This is a genomic window from Kitasatospora sp. NPDC053057 (genome assembly GCF_044546945.1).
Taxonomy (GTDB): Bacteria; Actinomycetota; Actinomycetes; order Streptomycetales; family Streptomycetaceae; genus Kitasatospora.
The window spans coordinates 147,170-173,766 of sequence record NZ_JBITZP010000001.1 but is presented as its reverse complement, the minus strand read 5'-3'; the positions used below and the strand labels follow the sequence as shown (position 1 = coordinate 173,766).

Annotated in this window: 29 protein-coding genes and 1 pseudogene; 13 read left to right on the top strand and 17 right to left on the bottom strand. The window is 73.8% G+C overall.

The window, feature by feature from the left end:
* Positions 1-138 precede the first annotated feature (138 nt).
* Both ACIG5E_RS00800 and ACIG5E_RS00795 read right to left on the bottom strand, forming a co-directional pair.
* Complete coding sequence (locus ACIG5E_RS00800; protein WP_396530616.1) at positions 139-678, bottom strand: GNAT family N-acetyltransferase; 540 nt, start codon at positions 676-678, stop codon at positions 139-141.
* 21 nt (positions 679-699) lie between these two features.
* The gene (locus tag ACIG5E_RS00795; protein WP_396530614.1) at positions 700-1,833 is read right to left on the bottom strand and encodes a CapA family protein; all 1,134 of its coding nucleotides are present in this window, start codon (positions 1,831-1,833) and stop codon (positions 700-702) included.
* A gap of 303 nt (positions 1,834-2,136) precedes the next feature.
* Here ACIG5E_RS00795 and ACIG5E_RS00790 point away from each other — a divergent pair, with 303 nt between their 5' ends.
* From ACIG5E_RS00790 to ACIG5E_RS00775, 4 genes are all read left to right on the top strand, one after another.
* Complete coding sequence (locus ACIG5E_RS00790) at positions 2,137-2,904, top strand: universal stress protein (protein ID WP_396530613.1); 768 nt, start codon at positions 2,137-2,139, stop codon at positions 2,902-2,904.
* Positions 2,905-3,028: 124 nt separating this feature from the next.
* On the top strand, positions 3,029-4,285 hold the full coding sequence (locus tag ACIG5E_RS00785) for a M48 family metalloprotease (protein ID WP_396530612.1): 1,257 nt from the start codon (positions 3,029-3,031) through the stop codon (positions 4,283-4,285).
* A 57-nt stretch (positions 4,286-4,342) separates the two neighbouring features.
* The gene (locus ACIG5E_RS00780; protein ID WP_270142454.1) at positions 4,343-4,765 is read left to right on the top strand and encodes a MarR family winged helix-turn-helix transcriptional regulator; all 423 of its coding nucleotides are present in this window, start codon (positions 4,343-4,345) and stop codon (positions 4,763-4,765) included.
* Between the two features lie 239 nt (positions 4,766-5,004).
* Positions 5,005-6,189: a SpoIIE family protein phosphatase gene (locus ACIG5E_RS00775; protein WP_396530610.1), complete on the top strand. Its 1,185-nt coding sequence runs from the start codon at positions 5,005-5,007 to the stop codon at positions 6,187-6,189.
* A gap of 23 nt (positions 6,190-6,212) precedes the next feature.
* Here ACIG5E_RS00775 and ACIG5E_RS00770 read toward each other — a convergent pair.
* A pseudogene (locus ACIG5E_RS00770) lies at positions 6,213-7,145 on the bottom strand (ABC transporter substrate-binding protein).
* Positions 7,146-7,379: 234 nt separating this feature from the next.
* Here ACIG5E_RS00770 and ACIG5E_RS00765 point away from each other — a divergent pair.
* From ACIG5E_RS00765 to ACIG5E_RS00755, 3 genes are all read left to right on the top strand, one after another.
* On the top strand, positions 7,380-7,754 hold the full coding sequence (locus tag ACIG5E_RS00765) for a hypothetical protein (protein ID WP_396530609.1): 375 nt from the start codon (positions 7,380-7,382) through the stop codon (positions 7,752-7,754).
* 57 nt (positions 7,755-7,811) lie between these two features.
* Positions 7,812-8,483 carry an ATP-binding cassette domain-containing protein gene (locus tag ACIG5E_RS00760; protein WP_396530608.1) on the top strand — a complete coding sequence of 224 codons (672 nt, stop codon included), beginning with the start codon at positions 7,812-7,814 and terminating at the stop codon, positions 8,481-8,483.
* 302 nt (positions 8,484-8,785) lie between these two features.
* A complete protein-coding gene (locus ACIG5E_RS00755; protein ID WP_396530606.1) occupies positions 8,786-10,618 on the top strand; it encodes a hypothetical protein in 1,833 nt (610 codons plus the stop codon).
* A gap of 65 nt (positions 10,619-10,683) precedes the next feature.
* Here ACIG5E_RS00755 and ACIG5E_RS00750 read toward each other — a convergent pair whose 3' ends face one another.
* Both ACIG5E_RS00750 and ACIG5E_RS00745 read right to left on the bottom strand, forming a co-directional pair.
* Positions 10,684-11,460 carry a GNAT family N-acetyltransferase gene (locus ACIG5E_RS00750; RefSeq protein WP_396530605.1) on the bottom strand — a complete coding sequence of 259 codons (777 nt, stop codon included), beginning with the start codon at positions 11,458-11,460 and terminating at the stop codon, positions 10,684-10,686.
* Positions 11,461-11,526: 66 nt separating this feature from the next.
* Positions 11,527-11,913, bottom strand: coding sequence for a MerR family transcriptional regulator (locus ACIG5E_RS00745; RefSeq protein ID WP_396530604.1), 387 nt, complete (start codon positions 11,911-11,913; stop codon positions 11,527-11,529).
* Positions 11,914-11,990: 77 nt separating this feature from the next.
* Here ACIG5E_RS00745 and ACIG5E_RS00740 point away from each other — a divergent pair, with 77 nt between their 5' ends.
* Positions 11,991-12,890: an NAD(P)-dependent oxidoreductase gene (locus tag ACIG5E_RS00740; protein WP_396530603.1), complete on the top strand. Its 900-nt coding sequence runs from the start codon at positions 11,991-11,993 to the stop codon at positions 12,888-12,890.
* A gap of 97 nt (positions 12,891-12,987) precedes the next feature.
* Positions 12,988-13,425, top strand: coding sequence for a hypothetical protein (locus ACIG5E_RS00735; protein ID WP_396530602.1), 438 nt, complete (start codon positions 12,988-12,990; stop codon positions 13,423-13,425).
* 4 nt (positions 13,426-13,429) lie between these two features.
* Here the strand turns inward: ACIG5E_RS00735 and ACIG5E_RS00730 are convergent, their stop codons facing one another.
* Positions 13,430-14,359 carry an NADP-dependent oxidoreductase gene (locus ACIG5E_RS00730; RefSeq protein WP_396530601.1) on the bottom strand — a complete coding sequence of 310 codons (930 nt, stop codon included), beginning with the start codon at positions 14,357-14,359 and terminating at the stop codon, positions 13,430-13,432.
* A 186-nt stretch (positions 14,360-14,545) separates the two neighbouring features.
* Here ACIG5E_RS00730 and ACIG5E_RS00725 point away from each other — a divergent pair, with 186 nt between their 5' ends.
* Genes ACIG5E_RS00725 through ACIG5E_RS00715 form a run of 3 tightly spaced genes read left to right on the top strand, consistent with a single transcriptional unit; the run spans position 14,546 to position 17,208 of the window.
* Positions 14,546-15,877 (top strand): LuxR C-terminal-related transcriptional regulator, encoded by a 1,332-nt coding sequence (locus tag ACIG5E_RS00725; RefSeq protein WP_396530600.1) that lies wholly within the window; start codon positions 14,546-14,548, stop codon positions 15,875-15,877.
* Between the two features lie 39 nt (positions 15,878-15,916).
* The gene (locus ACIG5E_RS00720; protein ID WP_396530598.1) at positions 15,917-16,756 is read left to right on the top strand and encodes an SDR family NAD(P)-dependent oxidoreductase; all 840 of its coding nucleotides are present in this window, start codon (positions 15,917-15,919) and stop codon (positions 16,754-16,756) included.
* A gap of 8 nt (positions 16,757-16,764) precedes the next feature.
* Positions 16,765-17,208, top strand: coding sequence for a protein phosphatase (locus ACIG5E_RS00715; RefSeq protein WP_396530596.1), 444 nt, complete (start codon positions 16,765-16,767; stop codon positions 17,206-17,208).
* Here the strand turns inward: ACIG5E_RS00715 and ACIG5E_RS00710 are convergent.
* From ACIG5E_RS00710 to ACIG5E_RS00665, 10 genes are all read right to left on the bottom strand, one after another.
* A complete protein-coding gene (locus ACIG5E_RS00710; protein WP_396530595.1) occupies positions 17,205-17,543 on the bottom strand; it encodes a hypothetical protein in 339 nt (112 codons plus the stop codon). The two genes, ACIG5E_RS00715 and ACIG5E_RS00710, sit on opposite strands and share 4 nt — an antisense overlap.
* Before the next feature lie 22 nt (positions 17,544-17,565).
* Positions 17,566-18,162: a DUF2867 domain-containing protein gene (locus ACIG5E_RS00705; RefSeq protein WP_396530593.1), complete on the bottom strand. Its 597-nt coding sequence runs from the start codon at positions 18,160-18,162 to the stop codon at positions 17,566-17,568.
* A 112-nt stretch (positions 18,163-18,274) separates the two neighbouring features.
* Positions 18,275-19,222, bottom strand: coding sequence for an urease accessory protein UreD (locus tag ACIG5E_RS00700; RefSeq protein WP_396530995.1), 948 nt, complete (start codon positions 19,220-19,222; stop codon positions 18,275-18,277).
* A 74-nt stretch (positions 19,223-19,296) separates the two neighbouring features.
* A complete protein-coding gene (ureG, locus tag ACIG5E_RS00695) occupies positions 19,297-19,917 on the bottom strand; it encodes an urease accessory protein UreG (protein ID WP_188310185.1) in 621 nt (206 codons plus the stop codon).
* 26 nt (positions 19,918-19,943) lie between these two features.
* Positions 19,944-20,672, bottom strand: a complete 729-nt coding sequence (locus ACIG5E_RS00690; protein WP_396530591.1) for an urease accessory protein UreF — start codon at positions 20,670-20,672, stop codon at positions 19,944-19,946.
* Positions 20,669-22,393, bottom strand: coding sequence for an urease subunit alpha (gene ureC, locus ACIG5E_RS00685; RefSeq protein ID WP_396530590.1), 1,725 nt, complete (start codon positions 22,391-22,393; stop codon positions 20,669-20,671). Before ureC ends, ACIG5E_RS00690 begins: the two co-directional genes overlap by 4 nt.
* On the bottom strand, positions 22,393-22,821 hold the full coding sequence (locus ACIG5E_RS00680) for an urease subunit beta (RefSeq protein WP_396530589.1): 429 nt from the start codon (positions 22,819-22,821) through the stop codon (positions 22,393-22,395). Before ACIG5E_RS00680 ends, ureC begins: the two co-directional genes overlap by 1 nt.
* Positions 22,822-22,844: 23 nt before the next feature.
* Positions 22,845-23,726: a sirohydrochlorin chelatase gene (locus ACIG5E_RS00675; RefSeq protein WP_396530588.1), complete on the bottom strand. Its 882-nt coding sequence runs from the start codon at positions 23,724-23,726 to the stop codon at positions 22,845-22,847.
* Positions 23,727-23,729: 3 nt separating this feature from the next.
* A complete protein-coding gene (locus ACIG5E_RS00670; RefSeq protein ID WP_033349169.1) occupies positions 23,730-24,035 on the bottom strand; it encodes an urease subunit gamma in 306 nt (101 codons plus the stop codon).
* A gap of 98 nt (positions 24,036-24,133) precedes the next feature.
* A complete protein-coding gene (locus ACIG5E_RS00665; protein ID WP_396530586.1) occupies positions 24,134-24,517 on the bottom strand; it encodes an urea transporter in 384 nt (127 codons plus the stop codon).
* Between ACIG5E_RS00665 and ACIG5E_RS00660 the strand changes: the two genes are divergently transcribed.
* Positions 24,516-24,713, top strand: coding sequence for a hypothetical protein (locus ACIG5E_RS00660; protein ID WP_396530585.1), 198 nt, complete (start codon positions 24,516-24,518; stop codon positions 24,711-24,713). The genes ACIG5E_RS00665 and ACIG5E_RS00660 overlap by 2 nt on opposite strands.
* Positions 24,714-25,213: 500 nt before the next feature.
* On the opposite strand, the gene ACIG5E_RS00655 is transcribed toward ACIG5E_RS00660, so the two are convergent.
* Positions 25,214-26,023 carry an alpha/beta hydrolase gene (locus tag ACIG5E_RS00655; protein WP_396530584.1) on the bottom strand — a complete coding sequence of 270 codons (810 nt, stop codon included), beginning with the start codon at positions 26,021-26,023 and terminating at the stop codon, positions 25,214-25,216.
* Positions 26,024-26,597 lie beyond the last annotated feature (574 nt).

Sequence of the window (26,597 nt, the reverse complement as noted above, 5' to 3'; positions counted from 1 at the left end):
GCGGGGCGGGCCGGCAGGCGCGGGGCGAGGAGGGCGCCAACGGGCGACAGCGCGCCCGTGAGACAGAGCGCGAGCCGGTAGGGGGTGGGGTCGGGGACGGGCGGCCTCGGGTCCTCCCTCAGGTCCGCCTGGCGGGGCTTATGCCGTCAAGCTCGCGCGGCCCTCCGAGATGTAGATCCAGTCGAAGCCGTCGCACCCCGGCCCGTCCAGGTGCTCGGCCCGGTGCAGGCCGGCCCGCAGGGCGACGCGCTGGGACGGCAGGTTGTCAGGGCGGATGCGGGCGATCAGCGGCAACTCGGGGACGTGCGCGGCGGACCAGGAGACGACGGCGGTGGCGGCCTCGCCGGCGAAGCCCCGGCCCCAGGCGGCGGGGGCGAAACGGTAGAAGAGGTTGAGGACCGGTCGCCCGGCCAGCTCCATCGGCTTGACGCCGCAGAAACCCAGCACGGGCGGGGCGCCGAGCGAACGGACCGTCCAGTAGCCGAAGCCGCGGGCCTGCCACAGAGCATCCCAGTGGCCGTACCGTTCCTCGGCCTCGGCCCTCGTGGTGAGGGCGTCCGAGGGATTGTGGCGGCAGGCGGCCGGGTCCCGGTGGATGGCGAGGATGGCGTCGATGTCACCCTGGGTCGGGCGGCGCAGGGAGAGTCGACGGGTGGTCAGTTCCTCGTGTCCGCTCATCCGTTGATCGTAGGGGCGACCTCAGTGTGCCGCCGGGGGCGGGGTGAGACCGGCGCAGCCGCGCAGGCCGTCGCGGCGCTTGAGGGCGGCCTCGGCGGCGGCGCCGGTGACCGGCTGGGGGATGCCCTTGTCGTCGATGGTGGCCGGGGCGAAGGCCTCGCCGGTGACCTTGCCGTCGGCGGAGAGGGTGAGGGTGGTGACGCCGGTCTCGTTGGAGAAGGCGTAGTTGGAGGTGCCGTACCAGAGGAAGTTGCCGAAGCCGTACCCCACGTAGGTGTTGCCGAGCATGCCCGAGCCGACCATGGTGTGGGCGTGGGTGCCGACCACCGCGGAGGCGCCGACGGCGGCGAGCTTCTTGGCGATGGTGGTCTGCGCACCGGTCGGGCAGGCCTTGCCCTCCTCGCCCCAGTGCAGGTAGACGAGCACCACCGGGGCCTGCTGCTTGGCCGCCTGCACCGCCGAGACCAGCGCGGGGACGTCCAGCGCCGAGGCGATGCCGGGCTTGTTGGCGCCGGCCCGCCACTTCTGGTTGGTGATGTCCTCGACCTGGCTGGCGGCGACCACCGCGACCTTCACCCCGCGCACGGTCGTCACGTACGGGGCGTACGCCTCCTTGGCGTTGTGCCCGACGCCGAGCACCGGGATGGGCGAGGAGTCCTTGGCAGCCAGGGTGTCGGCGAGGCCGTCGGCGCCGAAGTCGACGGCGTGGTTGTTGGCCATCGAGACGACGTCGACGCCGGAGTCCTTGAGGACGGACAGCGCGTTGGGCGTGGTGCGGAAGGTGTACGTCTTCGGTTCCGGCGCGCCGCGCCCGGTGATCGCGGTCTCCAGGTTGAGCACGGACAGGTCGGCGTCGGCGAGGGTGCGGGAGATCGGTCCGAGCGCCGTCTCGGGCGGCTGGACGGACAGCCGGGGCTGGGTGCGGCCCTCGAAGTGGACGTCCCCGGCGAAGGCGACGGTGATGGTGCCGTCCGGGCGGGGCGCGCCGCCCTTGGTGGGGGCCGGGGCGGCGGTGCCGGAGGGTGCGGCGGCGGAGGCGGGTGCCGCGGCGGGCGGGGCGGTCTTCGCCGGGGCGGGCGCCGGGTCGTCCGGCCCGCAGGCGGCGACGGCGGTCAGCCCGACGAACACGGCGACGGCGGCCGCGGCACGGCGCATGAGTGGTTCCCCCCGGAGGTCGATGCAAGAGCGGTCAGCCTACGCCACCGAATCGCCACCACTTGAGCCCGCACCCGCAACATTCCGGACACAAAAGGGCACATGGGTCCTTCCACAGCGCACAGCGCAGTTCCACAGCCGCAGCAGCCGCCGCTCCGTCGACAGGTGCCACCGGGCCCGCCCGTCCCAATCCCCCGCCCCCACCCGGCCACCGTGTCCCTGGCGCCCCGGCCGGGCGGCGCGCAGCGTGGAGGGGAGGCGGCAGGCTGCGCGGTCACGCCTGGGCGCCGGAGGAGGCACGTGATGGCCAGCAACCAACCCGCCCCCGGCCTGGAGCGCCGGATCGTGGTCGGGATCGACGGATCGGCGCCGTCGAAGGCGGCACTGCGCTGGGCGGTCGGCCAGGCGGTCCTCACCGGGGCCACCGTGCACGCGGTGGCCGCCTGGGAGTACCCCTCGCTGTACGGCTGGTTCGCGCCGATGGTGGACGAGGGCTTCGAGCAGGCCGCCCAGCGCACGCTGACCGCCGAGGTCAACGAGGTCATCGGGCCGGAGCGCCCGGTGGAGATCCGGGAGAGCCTGGTGCTCGGGCATGCCGCCGAGGTGCTGCTGGAGGCGGCCGAGGGCGCGGACCTGCTGGTGCTGGGCAGTCGAGGCCGAGGCACCTTCGCCCGGACGCTGCTCGGCTCGGTGTCCACCCGCTGCGCGGTGCACGGGGTCTGCCCGGTGGTGATCGTCCGGTCCGACGGCACGGCCTCCGCCCCTCCGGTCCCGTCGACCACGACCGCGACCGCGGCCGGGACCGGAGAGCAGGCTCCGCAGGCCGTCCGCACCAAGGACTGGCAGCTCAGCCTGCACCTGGTCGAGGACCGGGACACCACCCGGGTGCACGCCGTACTGGACGCCGACGGCACCGTCCTGCACAGCGACGCGCTGGCCCGCCGCAACCCCCGCGACACCCCGACCCCGGCGGTCGGCGATGACTTCGCGGTCGGCCGCGCCCTGGTCGACCTCGGCCACCAAATGCTGCGCGCCGGCGTCCACAGCGCCACCGACCCGGCGGAGGAGTGAGCAGCAGGATCGAGCGCGAGGAGTGAACGCGAGGAGTGCGCGCAGGCCGTGCGCGGTAGGAGATGCTGAACCGCGACGCCCACTCGCCCCTCGCCCTTCTCCCCTCGCCGGAGCCCACCCGCCGATGAACACGCCCGTCCCCGACCCTGACGCCGTCCCCGACCCTGACGCCGTCCCCGACGCCGCCCCCAACCCCGACTTCACCCCCGCCGAGCGCGCCCGCGGCCGCGCGCTGCGCCGCGCCCAGCTGCCGTGGGCGCTCGGCGGCCGACTGGCGGGCCTCGCCCTGACCCTGGTGCTCGGTCTCACCCCGGCCGGCGCCGCGCTGGTGACGGCGACCCGCCGCTGGTTCGGCGGCTCCCGGACGGCCGAGGTGCTGGCCGGCGGCTCGGCCCTGGTGCTGCTGGGCCAGGCGTTGCAGCTGCCCTTCGGTGCCGGGGTGCGCGCCGTCCGGGCCCGGTACGGGCTGGTGACCCAGGGCTGGGCCGGCTGGGCGATGGACGCCGTACGGTCGCTCGCGCTGACCCTGCTGCTCGTCCTCCCGCTGGTGCTCGGCCTATTCGCGTTCACCGCCTGGTCGCCGCGGCACTGGTGGTTCCCGGCGGCTGGCGCGGCGGCGCTGCTGACGGTCGCCCTGTCCTTCCTCCACCCGCTGCTGATCGAGCCGGTGTTCAACCGCTTCTCGCCGATGCCCGCGGGCGAGCTGCGCACGGCCCTGCTGGCGCTGGCCGAGCGGGACGGCGTCCGGGTCCGCGACGTCCTGGTGGCGGACGCCTCCCGGCGGACCACGGCGCTGAACGCGTACGTCTCCGGGCTGGGCGCGACCCGCCGGATCGTCGCGTACGACACGCTGCTGTCGGCGGCCGAGCCGCGCGAGGTGGAGCTGGTGGTGGCGCACGAGCTGGGGCACGTCAAGCACCGGGACGTGCCGGTCGGCACGGCACTCGGGGCGGTTGGCGCCGCCGTGGCGGTCGTGGTGCTGGGCCTGCTGGCTGACTGGCACCCGCTGCTGTCGGCCGCCGGGGCGGACGACGCGGCCGATCCCCGGGCACTGCCGCTGCTGGCCGCGCTCGCGGCGCTGATCGGCGCCCTGTCGGGCCCGGTGCAGTGCGCGGTGAGCCGCCGGATCGAGGCGAGGGCGGACCGGCACGCGCTCGAACTGACCGGGGACGTCGAGCAGTTCACGGCGATGCAGCGCAGACTGGCCGTGGTGAACGTCTCGGATGTCGACCCGCCGCGGGTGCTTGAGCTACTGTTCGCCACTCATCCGAGTGCGACCCGCCGGATCGCGGCGGCCCGCGCCTGGCAGGCCGAACGGGAACGGACGGCGAGCACCTCGGCCGACGGGCCGGCGACGGAGCCGCGCACTACTCCGGGCTAATCCGTTGTATAGTGCAACAAATTTCCCCGCAGCAAGTCTCAAGGAGGTAGGACCGCCGTGCCCGGCCGCCAGTCGTCCATCGACACGATCCAGCGCGAGCTGACCGCCTTCGCCCGCCGTGCCCGGCACAAGGCCTCCCAGCTGCACCCCGACCTCTCCCTGGTCACCTACAGCATCCTCGACCTGATCACCGAGCGCGGCGGCTGCCGGGCCGCCGACGTGGCCGCGCACTTCATGCTCGACAAGTCGACCGTCAGCCGCCAGGTCACCGCCCTGGAGCGGCTCGGCCTGCTGCGCCGCGAGGCCGACCCGGACGACCAGCGCGGCCAGATCCTGCGCGCCACCGAGGCCGGGCTCACCCTGCTGCGGGACGCCAACGAGCAGCGCCGGCTGGCCTTCACCACCCGCTTCACCGACTGGTCCGACGAGGACGTCGCCCGCTTCGCCGCGTACCTCGCCCGCTACGGCGAGGAAGGCTGACCTCAAGCTCCGGGCCCCAGCTCCGGGCCCAGCTCCCGGCTCCGGCCCCCACCTCCGGCCCCAGCTCCGGGCCCCGGCTCCCGTCTCCGGGCTCCGACTCCGGGCCGTCCGGACCGCTCGGGGTGCGCCCCACCGCCCTTACGGTGTACAGAGGAGAGGTGCCCCTCCGGCAGCGCCCCTATGAGCCGCGTCCGCGCGCCCGCCCCCGCCCCCGCCCCCGGCGGCCCGACCCCCGCGTGATGACGGCGCTGCCGCTCGCACTGATCGTCCTGATCACCGTCGTCGACGTGCTCTCCCCGCCGGCGATCCACCTCGGCCCGCTGCTGATCGTCGCCCCCGCCCTCACCGCCTCCTTCGCCGGACCCCGGGCCACCGCCGGGGTCGCCCTGCTCGCCCTCGCCGCGCTCACCGTCATCGGCGCCGTCCGGGAGGGCCTGACCAGCGCCAACATCGAGACCCAGCTGAGCGCACAGCTGATCGTCTCGGTGCTGATCGTCGCCCTGCGGGTGCTGCGCGAGCGGCACGAACGCGAACTGGCACGGGTGCGCTCCGTCTCCGAGGCCGCCCAGCGGGTGCTGCTGCGCCCGCTTCCGGACCGGATCGGGCCGCTGCACCTGGCCTCCGTCTACCTGGCCGCCGAGGCCGAGGCGCAGGTCGGCGGCGACCTGTACGCGGCCGCCCGGACCACCACCGGCACCCGGCTGCTGGTCGGCGACGTCCGCGGCAAGGGGCTGTCCTCGCTCGGCGACGCGGCCCTGCTGCTCGGCGCCTTCCGCGCCGCCGCCCACCTGCACACCGACCTGCCGAGCCTGGCCGCGTACCTGGACGGCAGCGTCTGCTGGGACCTCGCCCAACTGGCCGAGGCCCGAGAGGCCGAGACCCGACGCGCCGAAACCCGCCGCGCCGAGGCCAAGCACCCCGAAGCCAAGCACCCCGAAGCCAAGCACCCGGAAGCCAGGCGCCCCGAGCGGTCCCGGCGCCAGCCGCCGCCCGAGAGCGCGCCGGACGAGGGCGGCGAGTCCTTCATCACCGCCGTCCTGCTCGACATCCCCGACGATGGCGAGTTCGTCCACCTGATCGACTGCGGCCACCCGCCCCCACTGCTGCTGCGCCCCGAGGGTGTCGTCACCCTCTCCACCCGGTACCCCGCCCCGCCGCTCGGCCTCGGCGAGCTCGCCCCGGTGACCTACGAGGTGCAGACCTTTCCGTTCCGCCCCGGCGACCGGCTGCTGATCTACACCGACGGCGTCATCGAGGCCCGGGACGCCCAGCGCCGCTTCTACCCGCTCACCGAACGGGTCACCGCCTGGCAGACCGAGCGCCCCGCCGTCCTCCTCGATCGCCTGCGCCGCGACCTGCTCACCCACGTCGGCCGTCGGCTGGACGACGACGCGGCGATGGTGGTGGTCGAGCGGCTCCCTTAGACCCCCGTACCGGGCCGTGGTCGTCACGGCTTGTACGGCAGCTGCGGCACCTCGAAGCAGTTGGCGGTCATGTCCGGCACCTGGGTGACCCAGCCCCCCCTGCCCGCCCCGGGCGGAGTCCTGCCAGCGGGCGGCGTTCAGGCGGGCGCGGGTCGGTCCGCCGGGCGGCGGCTGCGGGACGAAGGAGGCGGGCAGGATCAGCCCGTGGGCGTCGTAGGGCTCGGCGCGGTTCAGGAAGGCCTCCACGCAGGTGCGGGTCGGCGCGGCGCCGCAGGAGTCCGGCGCGTCGGTGAGCCACTGCGCGCCCGCCCAGCCCTCCAGCTCCCAGGCGGACAGCTGCGCGGCGCGGTCCGGGTGGTAGCGGGCCATCGCGGTGCGGAAGTCGTGCACCGCCGGGTACTGCTCGTCCTCGTAGTTCAGGCTCGACGAGGTGGCCCAGAGCGCGTTGCGGCAGTTCGGCGAGGAGGCGTAGTCGGTGCGTAGATCCCGTACAGGTGCGGCCAGCGGTCGTACGCGGTGCCGATCGGCTGGCCGCCGATGTCCGGCACCGCCTTGCCGCTCACGTACGGCGCGCCCGCGTAGTCCAGCACGCTGCCGCTGACGAAGGCGAAGACGTGCGCCTGGTCGATCAGCCGGTGCACGCAGTCCTGGTTGCCGATGCCGCTGCCGCCGTCGCAGGTCACCAGCTTGATCGTGCGCCCGCGCAGGCCGCCGCGGTCGTTCAGGGCCTGGAAGAACGCCTGGGCGCCGTACCGGGGGCCGCTGAACACCTCGCTGCCGACCGGGCTGGTCAGGGAGGTGACGATGCCGATCCGGATCTCGGTGGCGGTGACGCCGGTGTCGGAGGCCGGGTTGCCGGTGCTCGCGGCGGGAGTCCCCGGGGTGGAGGTGGCGCGGGCGGTGAAGGCGCCGTCCGGCAGCCGGGTGCCGCAGCCCGTGAGGGCCGACACGAGCATGAGGATCAGCAGGACCGGAACGCGGCCGAGCCGCCGGCGCGGGGGTGCGTCGGCGGCCCGCCCTCGCGTCGGGGCGGTCAGCTGCATCCGGGGACGGGAGTGGCGCTGGCGCCGCCGGCCTGGGTGAGCAGCCCGCACAGGGTCGAGCGGGAGACCTTCCAGGTGCCGTTGTCGAGGACGGCCTACCCGGTCGCGCTCGGCTCGACGACGCTGCCCCGAAGGGAGAGCGCGTAGGTGACGGTCGCGGTGCTGCGGCTGGTGGAGCTGGCCCGGGCGTTGGCGGGCGGGCCGCGGGTGCTGCTGCTGGATAAACCGGCGGCGGGGCTCGACGCGGCCCAGACGGGCCGGCTGGTGGCCGTGCTGCGCGGTCTCGCCGAGCGCGGCATGGCGCTGCTGCTGGTCGAGCACGACGCCGAGCTGGTGGCCGTGCTGCGCGGTCTCGCCGAGCGCGGCATGGCGCTGCTGCTGGTCGAGCACGACGCCGAGCTGGTGGCCGAACTCGCCGACTCCGTCTACGCGATGGCGCAGGGCCGGATGGTCGCCGCCGGTCCGACGGCGGCCGTGCTGGCGGACGCCCGCGTCACCGGGGCCTGGGGAGGAGCGCCGTGAGCACCCGACTCCCTTGGTCCGCACACTACTTGGACCCGACCACCCTGAGGTGACCGCATGCCCGCCGAAGCCGCCCTGCGCGCCGCCCGGGTCCGCTACGGCCCGTTGGAGGCGCTCCACGGCGTGGATCTCGCCTTCCCCGCCGCCGCCGTCACCGTCCTGCTCGGCCGGAACGGCGCCGGGCGCACCAGTGCGCTGCACGCCCTGGCCGGGGTGGTGCCGCTGGCCGGCGGGCGGGTGGACTGGCGGGGGCGGGACGTCACGGGCCTGTCCGTGCACCAGTGGGTGCGGATGGGGCTCGCGCTGGTCCCGGCCGAGCGCGGGGTGTTCGGCTCGCTCACCGTGGCCGAGAACCTGGGCCTGGGCGGCGGCGGCCAGGCCGAGGCGCTGGAGCTGTTCCCCGAGCTGACCGCGCTGCTGCCCCGCCGCGCGGGTGCGCTCTCCGGCGGTCAGCAGCAACTGGTGGCCGTCGCAAGGGCGTTGGCGGCGCGGCCGAGGCTGCTCCTGCTCGACGAGCCCGAACGCGGGCTGGCCCCGGCCGTCGCCGCCCGGCTGCACGCCCACCTGCTGGCCACCGCGGCCGGGGGCCGTACGGTCGTGCTGGCCGCGCAGTCGCTGCCGCGCACGCTCGCCGGGGCCGCCGTGGTGCACGTGCTGCATCGGCGCGAGGTGGTGTTCTCGGGTGAACCGGGCGAGCCGGTGCCGGAGCGGTTCGCGCTCGGCTCCTGACCGCCCGCTGGTCCGTACCGCCTGATCGTCCGGTCGGCGCCCTGCGTCGACACAGCACCGGCACGGCACGGCCCGGCGGCCGACGCCGGCCCATGACAAGCCCCGGCCGGACGCAATGACCGCCCACGCCCCCGGCAAACGGGACGTCAACTTCCCGGCGCCGCCCTTGTTGGCATGACGCCGCACCCATACCGTCATCGGGCCGCGAGGCGTCGGTGACCCACCCGGCCCCCATCGGTGCGCTCCGGCAACTCCCAAGGCACTGCCCCAGGTTCACCCCCAGACCGCAGGAGGCATCCCCGTTGCGCACTCGAAGACTCGCTCTGCTGCTCGGCCCGGCGCTGCTCGGCCTGTCGCTCCTCTCCCCCTTCCCCTCCTCCGCCGCGAACGCCGCGAACGCCGCCACCGCCGTCGCCCCCGCGCTCCCCCAGGGCACCCAGAGCGACGCCGCCTACGCCGCGAGCCAGGCCGCGAACGCCGTGAGCAACGTGCAGGCCACCTCCGCCCTGACCAGCTGCTTCCGGCCCGAGGTGCCGTACGCCGTCAACAGCGGCCCGGCGGAGGGCTACAGCGGCATGACGCCGTGCCCGGCCGGCGGTGCGACCACCGGTGAGGACACCGGAGCGGCGGGTCCGTACCCGACCCAGGTCGGCAGCAACCCCGGCTACCCGGCGGCGACCCCGATACTGGTGAAGGGGCACTCGGAGTCGGACCTGCGGGTCGACCCGACGAACCCGAACCACCTGATCGGCGCCTCCAAGTGGGTGGTGAGCCCGGAGGGTTACAACCACCTGCTGGGCTTCTTCGAGTCCTTCGACGGCGGGCACAGCTGGCCGGTGCAGGGCCACATCCCCGGCTACGAGGGCTGGACGGACAACACCGACCCGGTCGGCGCCTTCGACACCTGGGGCAACTACTACTCGCTGCTACTGCCCTACCAGTTCGTCTACGACGCCGACGGCAGCCACGACTTCATCCCCGGCACCGCCCAGGAGGCCAACCCGGCGGTCGCCTCCCAGGCCATCTCGGTCGCTGTCCGCCCGCACGGCGCCACCACCGCCACCCAGTGGCTGACCACCCACGGCGGCCACCCGGACTACGTGGCGACGTACGACAGCATCGGCAACGGCCCCGACAAGCAGTGGATCGCCGTCGACACCAACCCCAACAGCCCGCACCTGAACCGCATCTACGCGATGTGGGTGGACTTCCACAGCAAGACCCCCGTGCCCTACGTCGCCTACGCCGACGCCCGCCCGGACGGCACCCACACCGACTGGTCGACCCCGCAGACGCTGCCCGAACCGCCGAGCACCCCGCAGGGCGCCACCTACCTGCTGCCCCACGTCGCACCGGACGGGACGGTGTACACCACCCTCACCAACTCCGACCCGGCGCACCGGTTCTGCTGCGACGCGATCATGCTGGACGCCTCGCACGACGGCGGGCGGACCTGGACCACGGTCTCCACCCTGCCGGGCACCATCACCCCGCCGCCCGGCTCGTACGCCAACACCACCTTCCGCGACGGCATCGAGGACACCTTCACCCTCGGAAGCCGACCGGTGAACGGCCACTACCCGCTGTACGTCGCGTACGAGGACTACGCCACCGGCGTGGTGAACGTCCTGCTCACCGCCTCCTACGACGGCGGCGCGAGCTGGAGCGCCCCGGTCCGGGTCAACGACAACGCCGCCCCGGTGGACGAGTTCCAGCCCAACCTGACCACCGGCGCCGACGGCACCGTGAGCGTCGCCTTCTACGACCGCCGGCTCCCCTGCGCCGCCGCCGGCACCGCCGAGGCCCAGGCCGCCGGGCTGGCCCTGGACACCGCCAACCCCAAGCACCCGGGCGCGCCCTACGATGCGACCGACTACTGCGTGGACACCAGCGTCCAGTTCTACGACCCGACGCTCGGCCCGCTGGGCCACAACCTGCGGCTCAGCGCCCACTCCTTCGATCCGCAGCTCGACGCGCCGGTCGAGGGCTCCAACACCTTCATCGGCGACTACTTCGGCAACACCATCGGCGGCACGACGGACTACACCACCTCGGTGACCACCTACGACGACGGCACCAACCCGTCCCACCTGCAACAGCAGCAGGTCACGGCGGTGGCGGTCCCGGCGCACTGAGCCGGACGGCGTGAACTCCTGGCCCCCGGTGTCCGCCGCTCCGGGGGCCAGGCCTCCGTCACCGCCTACGGCTGGTACACGTACGGCGTGGTGGTGCTCAGCCGCGCGAAGCCGAGCCGCTCCAGGATGGGGCGGCTCTGGTCGCTCGCGTCGACCTGCAGGTACTCGTAGCCGAGCTCGGCGGCCTGGCGGGCGCGGTGGGCGACCAGGGCGCGGTAGATGCCGCGGCCGCGCCAGGCGGGGACGGTGCCGCCGCCCCACAGGCCGGCGAAGCCCGTACCCGGGGTCAGCTCCATCCGGGCGGCGCTCACCGGCTGGTCGCCGGCCATCGCGACGACCATGCTGAGCGTGTCCGAGTGGTGCCGCAGGCCGTCGAGCAGTTGCTCGCGCAGACCGGGCTTGTCGGTCCCGAAGGCCTGCTCGTGGGCCGCGATCATCAGCTCCACCCCGGCCGGGTCGGTCACCGGCTCCAGCCGGACGCCCTCGGGCAGCCCCGGGCCGGCGGGCAGGTCCTCGATCCGGGCGATCATCAGCGCCTCGTCCGGCTCGGCGGTGAACCCGGCCGCGAGCAGCCGCCGGCCGAGGTCGGCGGGGCGGTCATGCGCGTAGGTCTTCCACTCGAACTCCAGCCCCAGCTCGGTGAAGTAGCTCACCTGCGCGGCGATCGCGGCATCCGCCCCGGCCTCGTCCAGACCCGACCAGACGATGCCGTTCCAGGCGTGCTCCCCGCCCACCTGGCGCACCACGGCGCCGTCGCGCTCGACACGGACGCCGGGGCCGTCCGGCTGCGCGTCGCGCCGGATCCGCTGGTCGAACAGGGCGAGTACATGATCACGATCCATCCGACCACTTCAGCACGTCGCAGGGGCGCGCGCCAGCGGTTTCCCGTCCCGCAGGGCCACGGCCGGTCAGCCGTGCCTGGGCGTGCGGATCACCTCGCTCGGTGCCTCCGCGCCCATGATGGCGTCCAGCATCGCCCGGGCGGCCGCGAGTTCGTCCATCTGCCGGGTGATCCGGTCCCGTTCCCGGGCCAGGCCGTCGAGCAGCTCCGGGCAGGTCGGGCCGGCTCGGCGCTGCCCGGGCAGCGGCAGGCCCGGGAGGATCTCGGCGATCGCGGCGCTGTTGAGGCCCGCCGCCAGCAGGGTGCGGATGCCGTGGACGGTGTCCACGTCCCGGTCGCCGTACTCGCGGTAGCCGCTGGGACGGCGCTCGGGGGCGAGCAGGCCCTGCTCCTCGTAGTAGCGCAGGGCGCGCGGGGTGACCCCGGTCCGCCGGGCGAGCTCTCCGATCCGCATCGCGGCACCTCCCATCGACCGGCCGACGGGCTCCGGCCTTGACTCTGCCGTCGGCGTGAAGGTCTAGCGTAACCGCCATGCCGAACCAACCGTCTTCCTCAACCCCTGTTTCCCGTACCGGCGTTGCCGTCCTGGGCCTGGGTCCGATGGGCCGGGCGCTGGCCGGGGCACTGCTGGCCGCCGGCCACCCCGTCACCGTCTGGAACCGCACGGCGGGCCGGGACGCCGAGCTGCTCGCGCAGGGCGCCCGGGCCGCCGGGAGCCCCGCCGGAGCCGTGGCGGCCGCGGATGCCGGGCTCGTACTGCTCTGCGTCCGTGACCAGGCGGCCGCCCGGGCGGTGCTGGACGCCGCCGGGCAGGCGCTGCGCGGCCGGACCGTCGTCAACGCCACCTCGATCACCCCCGAGGACGCCCGGGCCAACGCCGCCGACGCCGGGGCCCGGGGCTTCCGCCTCCTCGACGCCGCGATCCTCACCCCCACCCCGACCATCGGCCGCCCCCAGGGCACCGTCCTGCTCAGCGGCGACGCCGAGGCCTTCGCCGCGCACGAGCCGACGCTCCGCGCCCTCGGCACCGTGCGCCACGTCGGCACCGACCCCGGGCGGGCGGCGGCCTTCGACGCGGCCCTGCTGGACCTGTTCTGGACCACCGTGCACGGCTGGGTCCACGCCCTCGCCCTGGCTCGCGCCGAAGGCATCAGCGGCGGCGAACTCGCCCCGTACGCCCAGGGGTTGCCGCAGCTACTGCCGCCGCTGATCGAGGACTTCGCCCGGCGGGCGGACGAACGCCGCCACCCCGGCGACCGCAGCAGCGTGGCCTCCGCCGCGGCCGGACTGGCCCACGTCGCCCGCACCGCCCGGGCCCGCGGCCTGGACACCACCGTCCTGGACGCCGCCCTCGCCGTCACCCAGCGCGCGGTCGAGGCCGGCCACGGCGCGGACGGGGTCTCGGCACTGGTCGAGCTGTTCGCCCGATAGATCGCTACTGCGCCAGGTATCCGCCGCCGGCTGTCCGGCCACTCGGGCAGCGCACCCACAGGTGCGCAGGGGCTACCCTGGGAGTACACCTGGTGCCATGCCAAGGCATCGCGACGAGTTCCGCTGGATCTCCGAGACGACGGACGACGAGCCGGCGGTCGCCGCACAGCAACCACCCGATGGCACCGGTGCCATGCCGGAGGTCGTGAAGGCCAGGCTGGTTCTCTTCGTGCTGGTGATCCTCCTGCTGCTGGGCATTCTGCTCCATCCGCCCAAGCACCTGCCGGATCTGGGAAATGGGCTGGGTGCACTGGCAACAGGACTGCTGGGGCTCTCGATCAACCCCAGAGCGGAGAAGGACCGCCTGTTCCTGGTTTTCTATGCGCTGCCTGCCGCCCTTGCCATCACGGCGCTTGTGTGGCTGTACCTACATGACAACGCGGCCGCGGCCGGCGTCCTCACCGCGGCGATCGCGGCGATCGGTGGCCTCTCGCTGGACACCAGTAGCTTCACCGCTCCCAAGGGAAAGAGCTAGCGGGTCACACCGTGAGGACGATCTTCCCGCGCACGTGCCCCTGCTCGCTGATCCGCTGCGCCTCGGCCGCCTCCGCCAGCGGGAGCACCCGGTGCAGCGGCAGTCGCAGGGTGCCCGCCTCGTGCAGCGCGAGCACGGCCGCGAGGGCGCGCCGGTGGTACGTCTCGCCGCCCTCTGCGCCACCGCTGAAGCGGACGCCGTACTGCTGCGCGCCCGGGATGTCGGCGATCGTCAGCACCCGCTCCGCACTGCCCGTCAGCTCGATCGACAGCGGCAGCACCCCGCCCTTCCCGGCCGCGTCCAGCGCCCGGTCCACCCCGCCCGGCGCGGCCGCCCGCACCCGATCGGCCAGGCCGTCCCCGTAGGTCACCGGGATCGCGCCGAGCTCGCGCAGGTAGCCGTGGTTGGCCTCGCTCGCGGTGCCGACCACGGTGATGCCGCGCGCCCGGGCGAGCTGCAGCAGTACGGTGCCGACTCCGCCGGCCGCACCGTGCAGCAGCAGGGTCTCCCCCGGCCGGACGCCGAGGACGTCCAGCGCCCGCTCGCTGGTTTCGGCCGCCAGCGGGATCGCCGCGGCCTCCTCCCAGCTCAGCGTGGCCGGCTTGGGCGCCAGCTGGTCCGCGTCCAGCAGCGCCTGTTCGGCGTAGCCGCCGCCCATAAGGACGCCGAACACCTCGTCGCCGGGCGCGAAGCCGGTCACCTCCGCGCCGACCGCCTCCACCACCCCGGACACCTCGTAGCCGGGCACGGCGGGGAAGGTGACCGGGAAGAACCCGGCCAGCTCGCCGCTGCGCAGCTTGTGGTCAAGCGGGTTGACGCCCACCGCGCGGACCGCGACCCGCACCTGGCCGGGCCCGGGGGCGGGCAGCTCGATCTCGATCGGGTGCAGCACGTCCGCGCCGCCGAACCGGGGGAAGGCGATCGCCTTGGTCATGGGAGTTCCTTCGTCCTTGTCTCGTCCGGGAGTTGCCGGGAGTTGCCGGGAACCACCGGAGCCCGTTGCGTTCCGACGGATCCATCCTGCGACGCCGGGCACACCCCTCCGGCCGGCCGTTCGGACAGTCCGGCCTGGCCGAACGGAGGGGCAGCCGGCAGCGGCCCCCGAACTAGGGTGGAGGGCATGGACGAGACCTGGCAGGAGCACTGGGGCCGACCCGAGGACGCGCTGGCGCGGGCCGTCGAGGTGCTGCGCTCCCCCCGGCCCGACGTGCTGCCCCGGCTGTCGGAGGTGGTCGGCACGCTCGTCCCGCACACGGCGTTGGCCCACCTCAGCGGCATCTGCGCCCACTCCCCCACCCACACCCACGGCCCGCGCGAGCTGGTCGAGGCCATCACCGGCCTGGAGCTGTCCCGGCTGGCCGACCGGGCCGCCGGGACGACCGGGACCGGCCGCCCCTGGCAGGGCGAGGCCGAACTCGCGGGCCGCACCCGGCCGGTGGTGGCGGTCGCGGCCGCGCCGGGCGACGGCAAGGGAACGGTCCTGGTGCTGGTCCGGTCATCCGCCGAGCCGGTCGCCCCCGGCGCGTTGGCCGTCCTCCAGCAGCTGTGCGAGCTGGTGGTCGCCCACACCGACCACCGCGTCACCGACGCCTCACCCACCCACGCGGCGGTCTCCCGCGCCTCCGCCAACGCCCGCGCCCGGGCGATCGCCGAGTTCACCGGCACCCACAGCGCGGCGCTCAGCGCCGTACTCGCCCCGCTGCGCTCGGCCGACCTGGACGACGCCGCCGCCCGCCGCGCCGCCACCGAGCTCGCCGTGACCGCCCTGCTCGACCTGCGCCGCGCCGCCGACCTCGACCGCGCCCTCAGCGAGGAACCCGCCGACGCCGCCTTCGCCCGGCTCGGCCGGGAGCTGCGCCCCCTGCTGCGGCACACCCGGGTCCGGCTCGACCTGGCACCCCCGGCCGACGCCACCCGGTCCGTCCCCGCGGACACCGCCCACACCGCCCGGGACGCCGTCCGGGTCGCCGTCATGCTGATGCTGGACCAGGAGAAACCCACCCGGCTGCACCTGAGTTGGCAGTTCACGGCCGACGGCGAACTGCGGGCGGTGGTGCGCGACGACGGCCTCGGCCTGCTCGCCGCCGACGCCCTCACCGTCCACCGCACCGCCGAGCGGATCGCCGCCCTGGGCGGCCGCTACGTCGTCGAATCCGTCCCCGGCTGGGGGACGACCGTGACCGTCGACCTGCCGCTCGGCCTGCCCTCGCCCGCCACCGCCACCGACCCCCTCGAACGACTCCAGCCCCGCGAACTGGAGGTGCTCGACCAGCTGGCACAGGGCCGCCGCAACCGGGACATCGCCGAGGCGCTGCACATCAGCGAATCCACGGTGAAGTTCCATGTCGCCAACATCCTGGCCAAGTTGGGCGTCAGCTCGCGCGGTGAGGCGGCCGCCCTCGCCCACCGCGCCGGGATGCCCGGCGCCGCGCGGCTGCACGTGGCATCCTGAACCGGTTCCGCCATCGCCCCTTCGGCCACAGGAGCCCCGATGACCCCGCCCACCGCGCCACGGACGATCCTCATCACCGGCGCCACCGACGGCCTCGGCCGCGCCCTCGCCCACCGCCTCGCCGGCGAGGGCGACACCGTGCTGCTGCACGGGCGCGACCAGGGCCGGCTCGACCGCACGGCCGAGGAGATCGCCGAGGCCCAGGGCACCGACCGCCCCGTCACCCTGCGCGCCGACCTGGCCGACCTCGCCCAGGTCCGCGCCCTGGCCGCCGAGGTCCGCGCCACCACCGACCGGCTCGACGTGCTGGTCAACAACGCCGGCGTCGGCAGCGGCGAACCCGACGGCCGCACCCGCCGCACCAGCGCCGACGGCCACGAACTGCGCTTCGCCGTCAACCACCTGGCCGGATTCCTGCTCAGCCTCGAACTGCTGCCCCTGCTGCGCGCCTCCGCCCCCGCCCGGATCGTCAACGTCGCCTCGGCCGGACAGGAGGCCGTCGACTTCGACGACCTCATGCTGGAACGCGGCTACAACGGCACCAGCGCCTACTGCCGCAGCAAGCTCGCCCAGATCGCCTGCGGCTTCGAACTCGCCGCGCGGGTGCCGGCCGCCGAGGTGACCGTCAACAGCCTCCACCCGTCCACGTACATGCCGACCAAGATGGTGCTGCAGGAGATCGGCTACACCATCGACAGCCTTGAGGGCGGCGTCACCGCCACCCACCGGCTGGTCACCGACCCGGCCCTCGCGGGCGTCACCGGCCGCTACTACGACCGGACGCGCGAGGCCCGCGCCGACCGGCAGGCCTACGACCTGCGGGCCCGGGCGGAGCTGTGGGAACGCAGCCTGAAGCTCGTCGGCCACGCCGGCGTCTGAGAGGTGACATGACCGACCGTCCACTCCCGGCCACCTGGGACCCCACCGCCCCCGGCGTGCTCCGACTGCCCTCCGGGCGACTGCTGCGCGGCCGCGGCGTCCGCAACCCGCTCCCGCCCGGCCCCTCGCCCGACTTCGGCATCTACCTGCTGGGCCGGGAGCCGAATCCGCTGCCCTGGGAGAGCCGCTGGGTGCGCTGGCCCGACTTCCGACTGCCCGCGGACCGCGCGGACGCGGCCGACGCCTTCCGGCAGGCCTGGGAGCGGTGCGCCGCCGAACGCGTCGAACTCGCCTGCGCGGGCGGCCGCGGCCGCACCGGTACGGCGCTCGCCTGCATCGCGGTGCTCGACGGCGTACCGCCGAAGGAGGCGGTCGCCTACGTGCGGGAACACTACAGCCGGCATGCTGTGGAGACACCCTGGCAGCGGAAGTTCGTGGAGCGACAGGCCTAGGAGCAGGCGGCGTCTGCCGCGAGGACCAGTGCGGCGCCCTTGTCCTCCGGCTGCCAGCCGGCCGCGAGGCCCGCCCGGATCAGGTCGGCGACCAGGGCGGGCTTGACGGGCTCCAACTGGAGGATCTCGCGGACGCGTTCGGGCGGGGCCGTCAGCAGGACCCCGTAGTGCAGCCACGGGTCGTCGAAGCGGCGTGTGGCGACGAGCGGACGGTACGGCCCGCCGGGGCGGTCGCGCCAGACGCGCACGTCCACGTGGGCGCTGTCGCGGAGGCGGACCACCCAGCGGTAGTCGCGGTCGTCGACGTGGATGCGGCGCGGTGTCCTTGATCTCACCCGGCGACCATACGCCCGCGCCTCAGCCCGTGGAGGGCACCGCCCGGTCCCGCCAGGCGCGTTCGAACTGTCGGGTCATCCCGGGGTAGACCACGTAGTGCCGGAACGGCGCGATGACGGCCATGTACAGGCGCCCGAGGCGCCCGTTGCACTTGACCAGGACGGCCATCCGCAGTTCGTGGCGGCCGCCGGGGAGGGCGACCCAGCCGAGGTGCATCAGGCCGTGGACGGTGCGGTTGGCGATCTCGGCGACGCACTCGGTGTCGGTCCGGTACACCGGGGTGAGCGGCAGGCCGGGGCCGTCGGTGGGGCGGACGGTGTCGCGCAGGTCCTGCGGGAGGCGGTCACGCAGGGACGGGACGCGGGTGCCGAGACCGGCGGCGGGATCGTCCCAGCCGAGGAGGGCACCGAGCTTCCAGCGGATCGCGAACAGGACGCGGGTCGGAAGGGACTGGGACTGCGGGCCGCGCGCGGCCTGCAGGGCGGCGAGCATCACCGGGAAGTCGTCCGGCCCGGCGCCCGGGGTGCGGTAGGACCAGACGTCCTCGATCCGGAAGTCCTGGGCGAACTCGTGGATCCGCCAGGGCTGTCGGGTGTGGGCTGAGCGTGGAAGCCGCATGGTGGTTACCCCCTCACGAAACGAGGCTAGACCTCCTTACGCGGCCCGGCGGCACGGCGGCCCGGCTGGTCGACCGGCTGGCGAGCAACGACCTCCAGGACGACGGCAGAGCCTAGGTCTTCCGCAGCTCCGGCGCCGGCACCCCGATCAGCAGCCGCCGCACCGCGTCCCAGGCCGCCCGCAGTGCGACCGCGCAGGCCCGGGTGTCGGAGTCGAGCAGCCGCAGCCAGGCGCCACTGTCCTGCGGCAGCACGCTGACCCCGTACAGCAGCCCGCGCTCCGCCAGTGCCTCGTGCAGCACGTCGGCGATCCGCGCCGCCGGGGCGAGCGGGCTGAGCACGTACAGGCTGGACATCACGTCGTGCCCGCCGAGGACGGCCGGACCGGCCACGCCGCCGCCGGAGGGCTCCAGCCGTACCGTGTCCAGGGCGACCAACTCCCCTCCCGGGCGGCGCACTTCGAGGTCGGAGGCGAACACCCGGTAGGCGTTGCGCTCGCCCCGGGCGAGGCGGCCGGCCAGCACGGTCTCGCCGACCAGGACCGTCGCCCCGGCGTCGACGGTCAGTACGGTGCGCTGATAGAAGCGCGAGTCGACGAAGGGGATCACCGGCTCGGGCAGGTACTCCACGTAGGCGCCCGGCCCGGCCTCCAGGTTGACCAGCTGCGTCGCGTAGTCGTGCTCCATCCGGTAGACCTTGGTGGCCGCCTGGGTGGTCAGGTGGACAGCCGTGTCGGCGCCGCAGCGGATGTCGGTGCGCAGCCGGTCGGCCTGGAGGATGCCGCCGCCGGTGGACATCAGGAAGGTGACGGCGAGGTCGGGGCGGGCCGGGTCGAAGTAGAGCGGGCGCATGATCTGCAGCGGCGACTTCTGGTAGTGGCCGGTGAGTTCGGTGCGCCCGCCGATCCGCTCGAAGGCCAGTTCCAGCAGCCCGACCTTGCCGGGGCGCCCGACCGCGAGGGTGTCGGGCGTCCCGGCGTACCGGCGGACCTGGTACGGGACGCGGGCCGGCTCGTAGTGCCGGGGGTCGAGCCGGGGCACTTCCCGCTCCACCGTGACCACCTCCCCGGCGACGGCCTTCGCCGTAACGACCTCCCGCGCGACGACCTCCCCCGTAACGACCTCCGCCGACACCGTCACGCCGGAACCTTCCGGAAGGTCTCCAGGAAGGTGGCGATCTCCTCCAGCCCTTCCCCCGTCAGGCAGTTGGTGAGCACCACCGGCCCGCCCTCGCGCACCCGCCGGGCGTCGGACTCCATGATGCCGAGGTCGGCGCGGACGTACTGGGCGATGTCGATCTTGTTGATGACCAGCAGCTCCGACTCGGTGATGCCCGGGCCGCGCTTGCGGGGCATCTTCTCGCCCTCGGCGGTGTCGAGGACGAACAGGAAGAGGTCGACCAGCACCGGGCTGAAGGTCAGGGTGAGGTTGTCGCCGCCGGACTCGTACAGCAGGGTGTCGACGTCGGGGAAGCGCTCCAGCATCTCGGCCCCGGCGGCGAGGTTCATCGTCGGGTCGTCCCGTACGGCGGTGTGCGGGCAGGCGCCGGTCTCGACGCCGACCACCCGCTCGGGGTCGAGCACCCCGGCGAGGGTGCGGCGGACGTGCTGGGCGTCCTCCTGGGTGTAGATGTCGTTGGTGATGACCGCCGGGCGGTGCCCGCGCGCGATCAGCACCGGCACCAGCGCCTCGATCAGCGCCGTCTTGCCGGAGCCGACCGGTCCGCCGATGCCCACCCGGAGCACGTTCTCGGTCATGCGATTCCCTTCGATCGTAGGTGTGTTCAGCTCGCGAACAGCCGGGCCTCGGCCCGCTCGTGCCGCCCGGACATCGCGTCCGCGACCGGTACGCAGCCGCCGAGGTCGGCCGACTCCCGCACCAGCGCGGCCGCCACCACCTCCCGGATCACCGGGGCGGCGGCCCGCAGCACCACCTGCGCCTTGCGGTGGTCGGTCAGCCGCAGCCGCAGCGCGGCGCCGACGAAGCTGGTGCAGAAGGCGAACAGGTCGCCGGCGACGGCCTGTTCGACCGGCACGGCGGCCGAGGCGTACGCGACCCCGGCGGCCACCGCCTGGCAGCCGGGGGCGCGCTTGTCGGCCACCAGTTCCGCGTACCGCTCCAGCGGCTCGCCGCCCACCGACTCCCGGGCGATGTCCAGGAGTTGGCGCCCGGTGCGGGTGGCGGCGAGCCTCAGCTCGCGGTTGAGCTTGGTGGCGTGCAGCCGCTGGTCGATGTCGGCCAGCAGCTCCCAGTCGCCCTCCGACGCGGCCCGGTGGGCCAGCGCCAGGCCCGTCGCGTCGGACGGTCCGACGCTGTGCCGCAGCAGGTCGGCGAGCAGCTCGGGCATGGTGTCGGGGGTGACGGCCTTCGCCTGGGCGTAGCCCTCCAGGCCGTGCGAGAGGGTGTAGAAGCCGCTGGGGAAGGCCGAGTCGGTCAGCTGGAGGCTGACCAGCAGGGCGTCCAGCCCGTCACCGCCACCCTCACCGCCAGCGCCACCCGGGAGGCCGCTCATGCGAGGTAGAACAGGTGGTTGAGCGGCAGTTCGCGGGCCGGCTCGATGGTGGCCGGCTCGCCGTCCAGGGTGACCTTGTACGTCTCCGGGTCGACCGCGATCTTCGGCAGGGCGTCGTTGCGCAGCATGTGCTGCTTGCCGATGGAGCGGCAGCGCCGCACCGGCAACACCCTGCTGTCCAGCCCTAGTTGGGAGGGCACGCCGAGGTCGACGGCGGCCTGGGACATGAAGCTGATCCGGGTGGCCTGCTTGGCCCGCCCGAACGCGCCGTACATCGGGCGGTAGTAGACCGGCTGCGGGGTGGGCAGCGACGCGTTCGGGTCGCCCATCAGGGCCCAGTTGATGATGCCGCCCTTGATGACCATCTTGGGCTTGGCGCCGAAGGAGTTGATCGGCCAGAGCACGATGTCGGCCAGCTTGCCGGCCTCCAGCGAGCCGATGTACTCGGCGGTCCCGGAGGCGATCGCCGGGTTGATGGTGAGCTTGGCGAGGTAGCGCAGCACGCGGAAGTTGTCGTTGCGCTCGCTGTCGCCGGCCAGCTTGCCGCGCTGCTCCTTGCAATGGTGGGCGGTCTGGAAGGCACGGGTGAAGGATTCCCCGATCCGGCCCATGGCCTGGGAGTCGGAGGAGAAGATCGAGATGACCCCCTCGTCGTGCAGGACCGTCTCGGCGGCGATGGTCTCGGCGCGCACCCGGGAGTCGGCGAAGGAGACGTCCTCGGGGATGTCGTGGCTGAGGTGGTGGCAGACCATCACCATGTCCAGCAGTTCGTCCACCGAGTTGACGGTGTAGGGCAGGGTCGGGTTGGTGGAGGACGGCAGCACGTTGGGCTCGCCGGCGATCCGCATGATGTCGGGGGCGTGGCCGCCGCCCGCGCCCTCGGTGTGGAAGGTGTGGATGGTGCGGCCGTCGATCGCGGACAGGGTGTCCTCGAAGAAGCCGGACTCGTTGAGGGTGTCGGTGTGGATGGCCACCTGCACGTCGTACTCGTCGGCGACGCCGAGCGCGCTGTCGATCGCGGCCGGGGTGCTGCCCCAGTCCTCGTGCACCTTGAGGCCGCACACGCCCGCCTCGACCTGCTCGCGCAGCGCGCCCGGCAGCGAGCCGTTGCCCTTGCCGAGCAGGCCGACGTTGACCGGGAGGTCCTCGACCGCCTGGTACATCCGGCCGATGTTCCAGGGCCCGGGCGTACAGGTGGTGCCGTTCGTGCCGTCGGACGGGCCGGTGCCCCCGCCGATCAGGGTGGTGATGCCGTTGCTCAGCGCCTCCTGCGCCTGCTGCGGGGCGATGAAGTGGATGTGGGTGTCGATGCCGCCGGCGGTGGCGATCAGGTGTTCGCCGGAGATCACCTCGGTGCCGGGGCCGATCACCAGCTTCGGGTGCACCCCGCTCTGGGTGTGCGGGTTGCCGGCCTTGCCGACGGCGGCGATGAAGCCGTCCTTGACGCCGATGTCGCCCTTGACGACGCCGAGCACCGGGTCCATCACGACGACGTTGGTGATGACCAGGTCGAGCGCACCCTGGACGGCGGTGGCGGCCGGGTCCTGGGCCATGCCGTCGCGGATGCCCTTGCCGCCGCCGTAGACGGCCTCGTCACCGTAGTGGCCCTGGTTGAAGTCCTGCTCGACCTCGACCACGAGGTTGGTGTCGGCGAGGTGGAAGCGGTCGCCGACGGTGGGGCCGAAGAGGTCGGTGTACTGCTTGCGGGACAGGATGGCCATCAGCGGTCGCCTTCGTTCCGGAAGCCCGCGCGGGGCTCGTCGTCCTTGTGGTCGAGGTTGGTGCCCTTGAAGCCGAGGGCGATCGCCCGGTCGATGGCGCGGGCGCGGGTGTCGCGCGCGGTGACGCCGCCGTCCACGAGGTTGCTGAAGCCGACCAGGCGGCGGTGCCCGCCGAACTCGGCGAGCGTGACGTCCTTGGTGTCGCCGGGCTCGAAGCGGACGGCGGTGCCGGCCGGGATGTCGAGGTGCTTGCCGAAGGCGGCGTTGCGGTCGAAGTCGAGGGCCCGGTTGGCCTCGAAGAAGTGGTAGTGGGAACCGACCTGGATCGCCCGGTCGCCCGTGTTGCTGACCGTGATCGTGGCCTTGGCTCGGCCGGCGTTGATCTCCACCGGGTCGTCGCCGTACAGGTATGCGGCGCCACCAGACATGGCTGGCCTTCCTCTCTGCCGGTTCAGTGGGGGGTGTGTGCGGGGGCGTGGAGGCGGGGGTGGGGGTGGGGGTGGGAGTGGCTGCTGCGGGGGTGGCTGTGGTGGTCCGCGCCCGGGCCGTGGCTGTGGGCGTAGCCGTGGCCGTGCTCGGCGTCGAGGCCGGCCAGGATGCCGTCCTCGCCGTGGCCAAGCAGGTGCAGCGCCGCCGCCGTGCGGGCCGCGACCACGCCGGCGATCGCGGACGGCCGCAGCAGCGGGCCGCCGTCCCGTACGCCACTGTCGCGCTGGTCGGCTTCCTTCAGGTCGGCGGGCAGGGCCGGCCCGAAGGAGGCCGGGACGGCCGTGATCCGGTCCGCGCCGAGCAGGCGGCAGCGTTCGGCGCCCTCGGCCGGGCCGGGGTCGCCGCCCGCGAAGGCCACCTCGACCAGGCGGTGCCGCCCGTACTGGCGGACCAGGCGGGCGATCCGGAACAGTTCGGCGTCCTCGAAGGGGCCGGCCGCCGGGGCGGTGACGAGGACGGCGTCCCCGCTGCCGGCCGAGGCCGCGGCGGCGCGCAGCCAGCCGATCAGGTGCTCGGCCGCGCCGAAGGGCGCGGTGAGCGCGAGCCGTCCGCGGCCCTCGTCGGCGGCGAGCCAGCGCAGGGCGCGGGCGGTGTCGGCGATCAGCTTCGGGTCCCGTCCGAGGGTCATCGGCACGACGCACACCGGTCCGTCGCCGGCCGCCAGGGCCGAGCGGACGGCTTCGGTGAGCGGTCGGCCGGCGGGCGCTGCGGCGTGCACGACCGGCCCGCGCCCGGCGGGCCCTTGCCCGGCCGGACCGCGATCGACCAGGGCGGCCAGGTCGCGGCCGCCGACGCTCTCGTGCCCGCCGGCCAGGACGACCACCGCAGGCTGAGGTGCGGTCATCGCTCAGGCACCCACCGGGTCGTGGCAGGAGACCAGCTTGGTGCCGTCCAGGAACGCGGCCTCGACCTGGAGCAGCGGCAGCATCTCGCGCACGCCGGGCATGACGTCCGCGTTGCTGACGACCTGCTTGCCGATCTCCATGCACTCGGCGACGGTGCGGCCGTCCCGGGCGCCCTCCATGATGGCCTCGCTGATCAGCGCGCAGGCCTCGCTGTAGTTGAGCTTGACGCCGCGGTCGCGGCGTTTGCGGGCCAGATCGGCCACGACGTAGATGTAGAGCTTGTCCATCTCACGCGGGGAGAGATTCACGGGAACCACTCCTCCTTTCCGAGAAACCGACGGAATGCAAGTCCGATGAAATGCAAGGCAGTTGGGTAGCGGAATACCGGGTTCGGGCGCCTGTGGGATCAGACCCGGCGCAGCCGGGGAATCACCGGTACCGCCGCCAGGAACAGCATGGTGGTCAGGACGAACGGCCATGTGAAGGCGTGGCCGCCGAACGGCGCGGTGATCGCGCCGAGCGCCGGGGTCAGCACGGTCGCGGCGGCCGCACCGAGCACGGCGTAGGCCGCGCTCCAGCCGTCGGGCGCGACGAACACCCCGCACAGCGCCAGCGCCACCAGCACGCCGCTGTAGCCGAGCAGCCCCTGCCCGACGGCCTCGGCCGGCGCGCCGAACGCCCAGGCGGTGAGCAGTCCGGTGGCACTGCCGACACAGGCCATCAGCCCGGCGAGCCGGCCGGCCGCGAACAGTCCGGCCAGGAACAGCAGGCCGACGTACCACTGGGGCATGAAGAAGATCTGGCCGATGTTCGCGAAGAACCCGCGCCAGAGCTGTTCCCAGCCCGGTCCCGCCGGCGGCCGGTACGGGCAGTGCGGCCGGGCCGGGGCCCCCGTGCCACAACCTCCGGAATCCGGGCGCGGCGGTCGTGACGGCGGACGGCATGAAATCGACCTGGGCGACGCCGCGCAGGACTTCGACGACTAACTTGACGGATATCGGACGGGCGACGGCGGAAGCCCCTTCCGGGGCCCCTTCCCCACCCTTCTGTTGACCCATACGGCCCATACGGCGCACCAATTCCCCGGTACGGCCGAGGGGCTCGGGAGATTGCTCGGGAGCCCGTTCGGCGATTCGTGGGGAACCGTACTCCTGCGGATTCCCGAGCGGGATGAACACTTGGCGTTACGTCAAATCGACCGAGGGTCACGACTGGGCCACTGAGCTGCAACATTCTGTTGAATGCTTGGCGTGGCCAAGTGGTTGAAGAGGGCAATTCTTTGCGAAGTTTTACTCGCCGCAGACAAGCGCCGGAATATGGTCATGCCAAATAATCTGCGACAAATTCCAGTCATCCCGGCAATACGGACACGCAAAGCTGCGGGAAGGCTGTGGGGATGCCGTGAGGCGCGGGGTCGATGTGGCGGAAGTGTGACTGCTTCGGGGTGTGATCGCGCCCGAGTGCGGCGGCGGGCCCCACGAGGTGGTCAGGCCGCTTCGGGGCCCGCGTCGGGGGCCGTCCCGGCTCCGGTCCCGGGAGCCTTCCGGTCGAGGTGCCCGAGCAGGAAGCGCTCCGAGGCGGCGAACTCGAAGTCGGGCACCGCCAGGTGGCCCCCGGGGTTGGCGTGCAGCGTCTTCTGCCGCGAGCCCAGCGCGCCGTACAGCGCCAACGCGGCCTCGCGCGGCTGGAGTTCGTCGTCCCACTGCAGGACGAACTCCACCGGCACGGCCACCCGCCCGGCGGGCTCCACCAGCGAGGCGTGGCCCGCCAGCCCGAACACGGCGGCCTCGATGCGGGGTTCGACCGCCGTGAGCGGGATGCCGATCACCGTCCCCAGCGACAACCCCCAGTACCCGACCGGCCCGAGGCCCCCGCCCGTCCCGCCCCTCCCGCCCAGGCCGTCCAGGCCCTCCAGTGCGTCCAGCACCGCCCGCCACTCGGGCACGGCCCGCTCCGCGAGCGCCGCCGTGTGCCGCGCCACCCAGGCGCTGATCGGCCGCCGGGCCGCCAGCAACTCCCCGATCTCGGTGGCGAATCGCTCGTCCTGCGCGGTGCGCTCCCGCTCACCGTGCCCAGGCGCGTCGATCGCCACCGCCGCCCACCCGTACCGCGCCACGCACCCCCTGGCCCGGTCCCGCGGCCCCAGCTTGTGCTGCCCGCCGCCGTGCCCCAAGAGCACCAACGGCCGTCCCCCGAGAGCCGATCCGGCCGGGTGCCAGAGCACACCGGGCACGCCGTCATGGATGAAGCGGCGTTCCGAGACGCCGTCCGCGCTGGTCTCCGAAGTGAAGTGCACCCATCCATCATGGCGCCCAACACACGTTCGAGTCCGGCCTTTTCATCGCCTGCCCGATAGTCGCCCGGGTCGGGAGCGTGGACTCGTCGAACGCCGCCCCCACAACACCGACCGCCGCCGCCGCGTCATCACCCTCACCCCCGCCGGCAGCACCCTCGCCACAATCCTCGCCACCGCGGCAACCACGGAACAGGACCGCTTCCTCCACACCCTGACCGGCACCGAACGCACCCAACTCAACCACCTCCTCGGACGCCTCTACGCGGCACACGTACCGGCGGAGGAAGTGAGCTGATCTGTCGCCAGTTCTCGTCACGGGCCGGAGCAATGAGCCCAACCGACACCCCTCCGGCTGAACAGCCCCATCGAGACGCCGGTGATCAGCCTGCTCTCCACCCACCCCCGGACCCAGAAGCAGCATCACCACCGGCCCACCTGGAGCAGGAGGTCAGCCCCATCGACTTCCTACTCCACCCGCCAAACGCCAACCACCCCGTCGCCGAGACACGCGCTCAGCAGCGCGATCACCACCGTCCAGCGACCCGCCAGCCCGGAGCAGGAAGTCGACCACGCC

What these genes read in the sequence shown, in the direction of transcription:
- ACIG5E_RS00745 (WP_396530604.1), bottom strand. Translation starts at nt 11,913, where the DNA reads ATGCGGATCGGAGAGCTCGCCCGGCGGACCGGGGTCACCCCGCGCGCC.
- ACIG5E_RS00705 (WP_396530593.1), bottom strand. Translation starts at nt 18,162, where the DNA reads ATGCGGCTTCCACGCTCAGCCCACACCCGACAGCCCTGGCGGATCCAC.
- ACIG5E_RS00675 (WP_396530588.1), bottom strand. Translation starts at nt 23,726, where the DNA reads ATGACCGCACCTCAGCCTGCGGTGGTCGTCCTGGCCGGCGGGCACGAG.
- ACIG5E_RS00725 (WP_396530600.1), top strand. Translation starts at nt 14,546, where the DNA reads ATGGACGAGACCTGGCAGGAGCACTGGGGCCGACCCGAGGACGCGCTG.
- ACIG5E_RS00750 (WP_396530605.1), bottom strand. Translation starts at nt 11,460, where the DNA reads ATGGATCGTGATCATGTACTCGCCCTGTTCGACCAGCGGATCCGGCGC.
- ACIG5E_RS00790 (WP_396530613.1), top strand. Translation starts at nt 2,137, where the DNA reads ATGGCCAGCAACCAACCCGCCCCCGGCCTGGAGCGCCGGATCGTGGTC.
- ACIG5E_RS00760 (WP_396530608.1), top strand. Translation starts at nt 7,812, where the DNA reads ATGCCCGCCGAAGCCGCCCTGCGCGCCGCCCGGGTCCGCTACGGCCCG.
- ureG (WP_188310185.1), bottom strand. Translation starts at nt 19,917, where the DNA reads ATGACCGAGAACGTGCTCCGGGTGGGCATCGGCGGACCGGTCGGCTCC.
- ACIG5E_RS00720 (WP_396530598.1), top strand. Translation starts at nt 15,917, where the DNA reads ATGACCCCGCCCACCGCGCCACGGACGATCCTCATCACCGGCGCCACC.
- ACIG5E_RS00800 (WP_396530616.1), bottom strand. Translation starts at nt 678, where the DNA reads ATGAGCGGACACGAGGAACTGACCACCCGTCGACTCTCCCTGCGCCGC.
- ACIG5E_RS00715 (WP_396530596.1), top strand. Translation starts at nt 16,765, where the DNA reads ATGACCGACCGTCCACTCCCGGCCACCTGGGACCCCACCGCCCCCGGC.
- ACIG5E_RS00795 (WP_396530614.1), bottom strand. Translation starts at nt 1,833, where the DNA reads ATGCGCCGTGCCGCGGCCGCCGTCGCCGTGTTCGTCGGGCTGACCGCC.
- ACIG5E_RS00680 (WP_396530589.1), bottom strand. Translation starts at nt 22,821, where the DNA reads ATGTCTGGTGGCGCCGCATACCTGTACGGCGACGACCCGGTGGAGATC.
- ACIG5E_RS00660 (WP_396530585.1), top strand. Translation starts at nt 24,516, where the DNA reads ATGAAGAAGATCTGGCCGATGTTCGCGAAGAACCCGCGCCAGAGCTGT.
- ACIG5E_RS00785 (WP_396530612.1), top strand. Translation starts at nt 3,029, where the DNA reads ATGAACACGCCCGTCCCCGACCCTGACGCCGTCCCCGACCCTGACGCC.
- ACIG5E_RS00735 (WP_396530602.1), top strand. Translation starts at nt 12,988, where the DNA reads ATGCCAAGGCATCGCGACGAGTTCCGCTGGATCTCCGAGACGACGGAC.
- ACIG5E_RS00740 (WP_396530603.1), top strand. Translation starts at nt 11,991, where the DNA reads ATGCCGAACCAACCGTCTTCCTCAACCCCTGTTTCCCGTACCGGCGTT.
- ACIG5E_RS00775 (WP_396530610.1), top strand. Translation starts at nt 5,005, where the DNA reads ATGACGGCGCTGCCGCTCGCACTGATCGTCCTGATCACCGTCGTCGAC.
- ACIG5E_RS00665 (WP_396530586.1), bottom strand. Translation starts at nt 24,517, where the DNA reads ATGCCCCAGTGGTACGTCGGCCTGCTGTTCCTGGCCGGACTGTTCGCG.
- ACIG5E_RS00730 (WP_396530601.1), bottom strand. Translation starts at nt 14,359, where the DNA reads ATGACCAAGGCGATCGCCTTCCCCCGGTTCGGCGGCGCGGACGTGCTG.
- ureC (WP_396530590.1), bottom strand. Translation starts at nt 22,393, where the DNA reads ATGGCCATCCTGTCCCGCAAGCAGTACACCGACCTCTTCGGCCCCACC.
- ACIG5E_RS00690 (WP_396530591.1), bottom strand. Translation starts at nt 20,672, where the DNA reads ATGAGCGGCCTCCCGGGTGGCGCTGGCGGTGAGGGTGGCGGTGACGGG.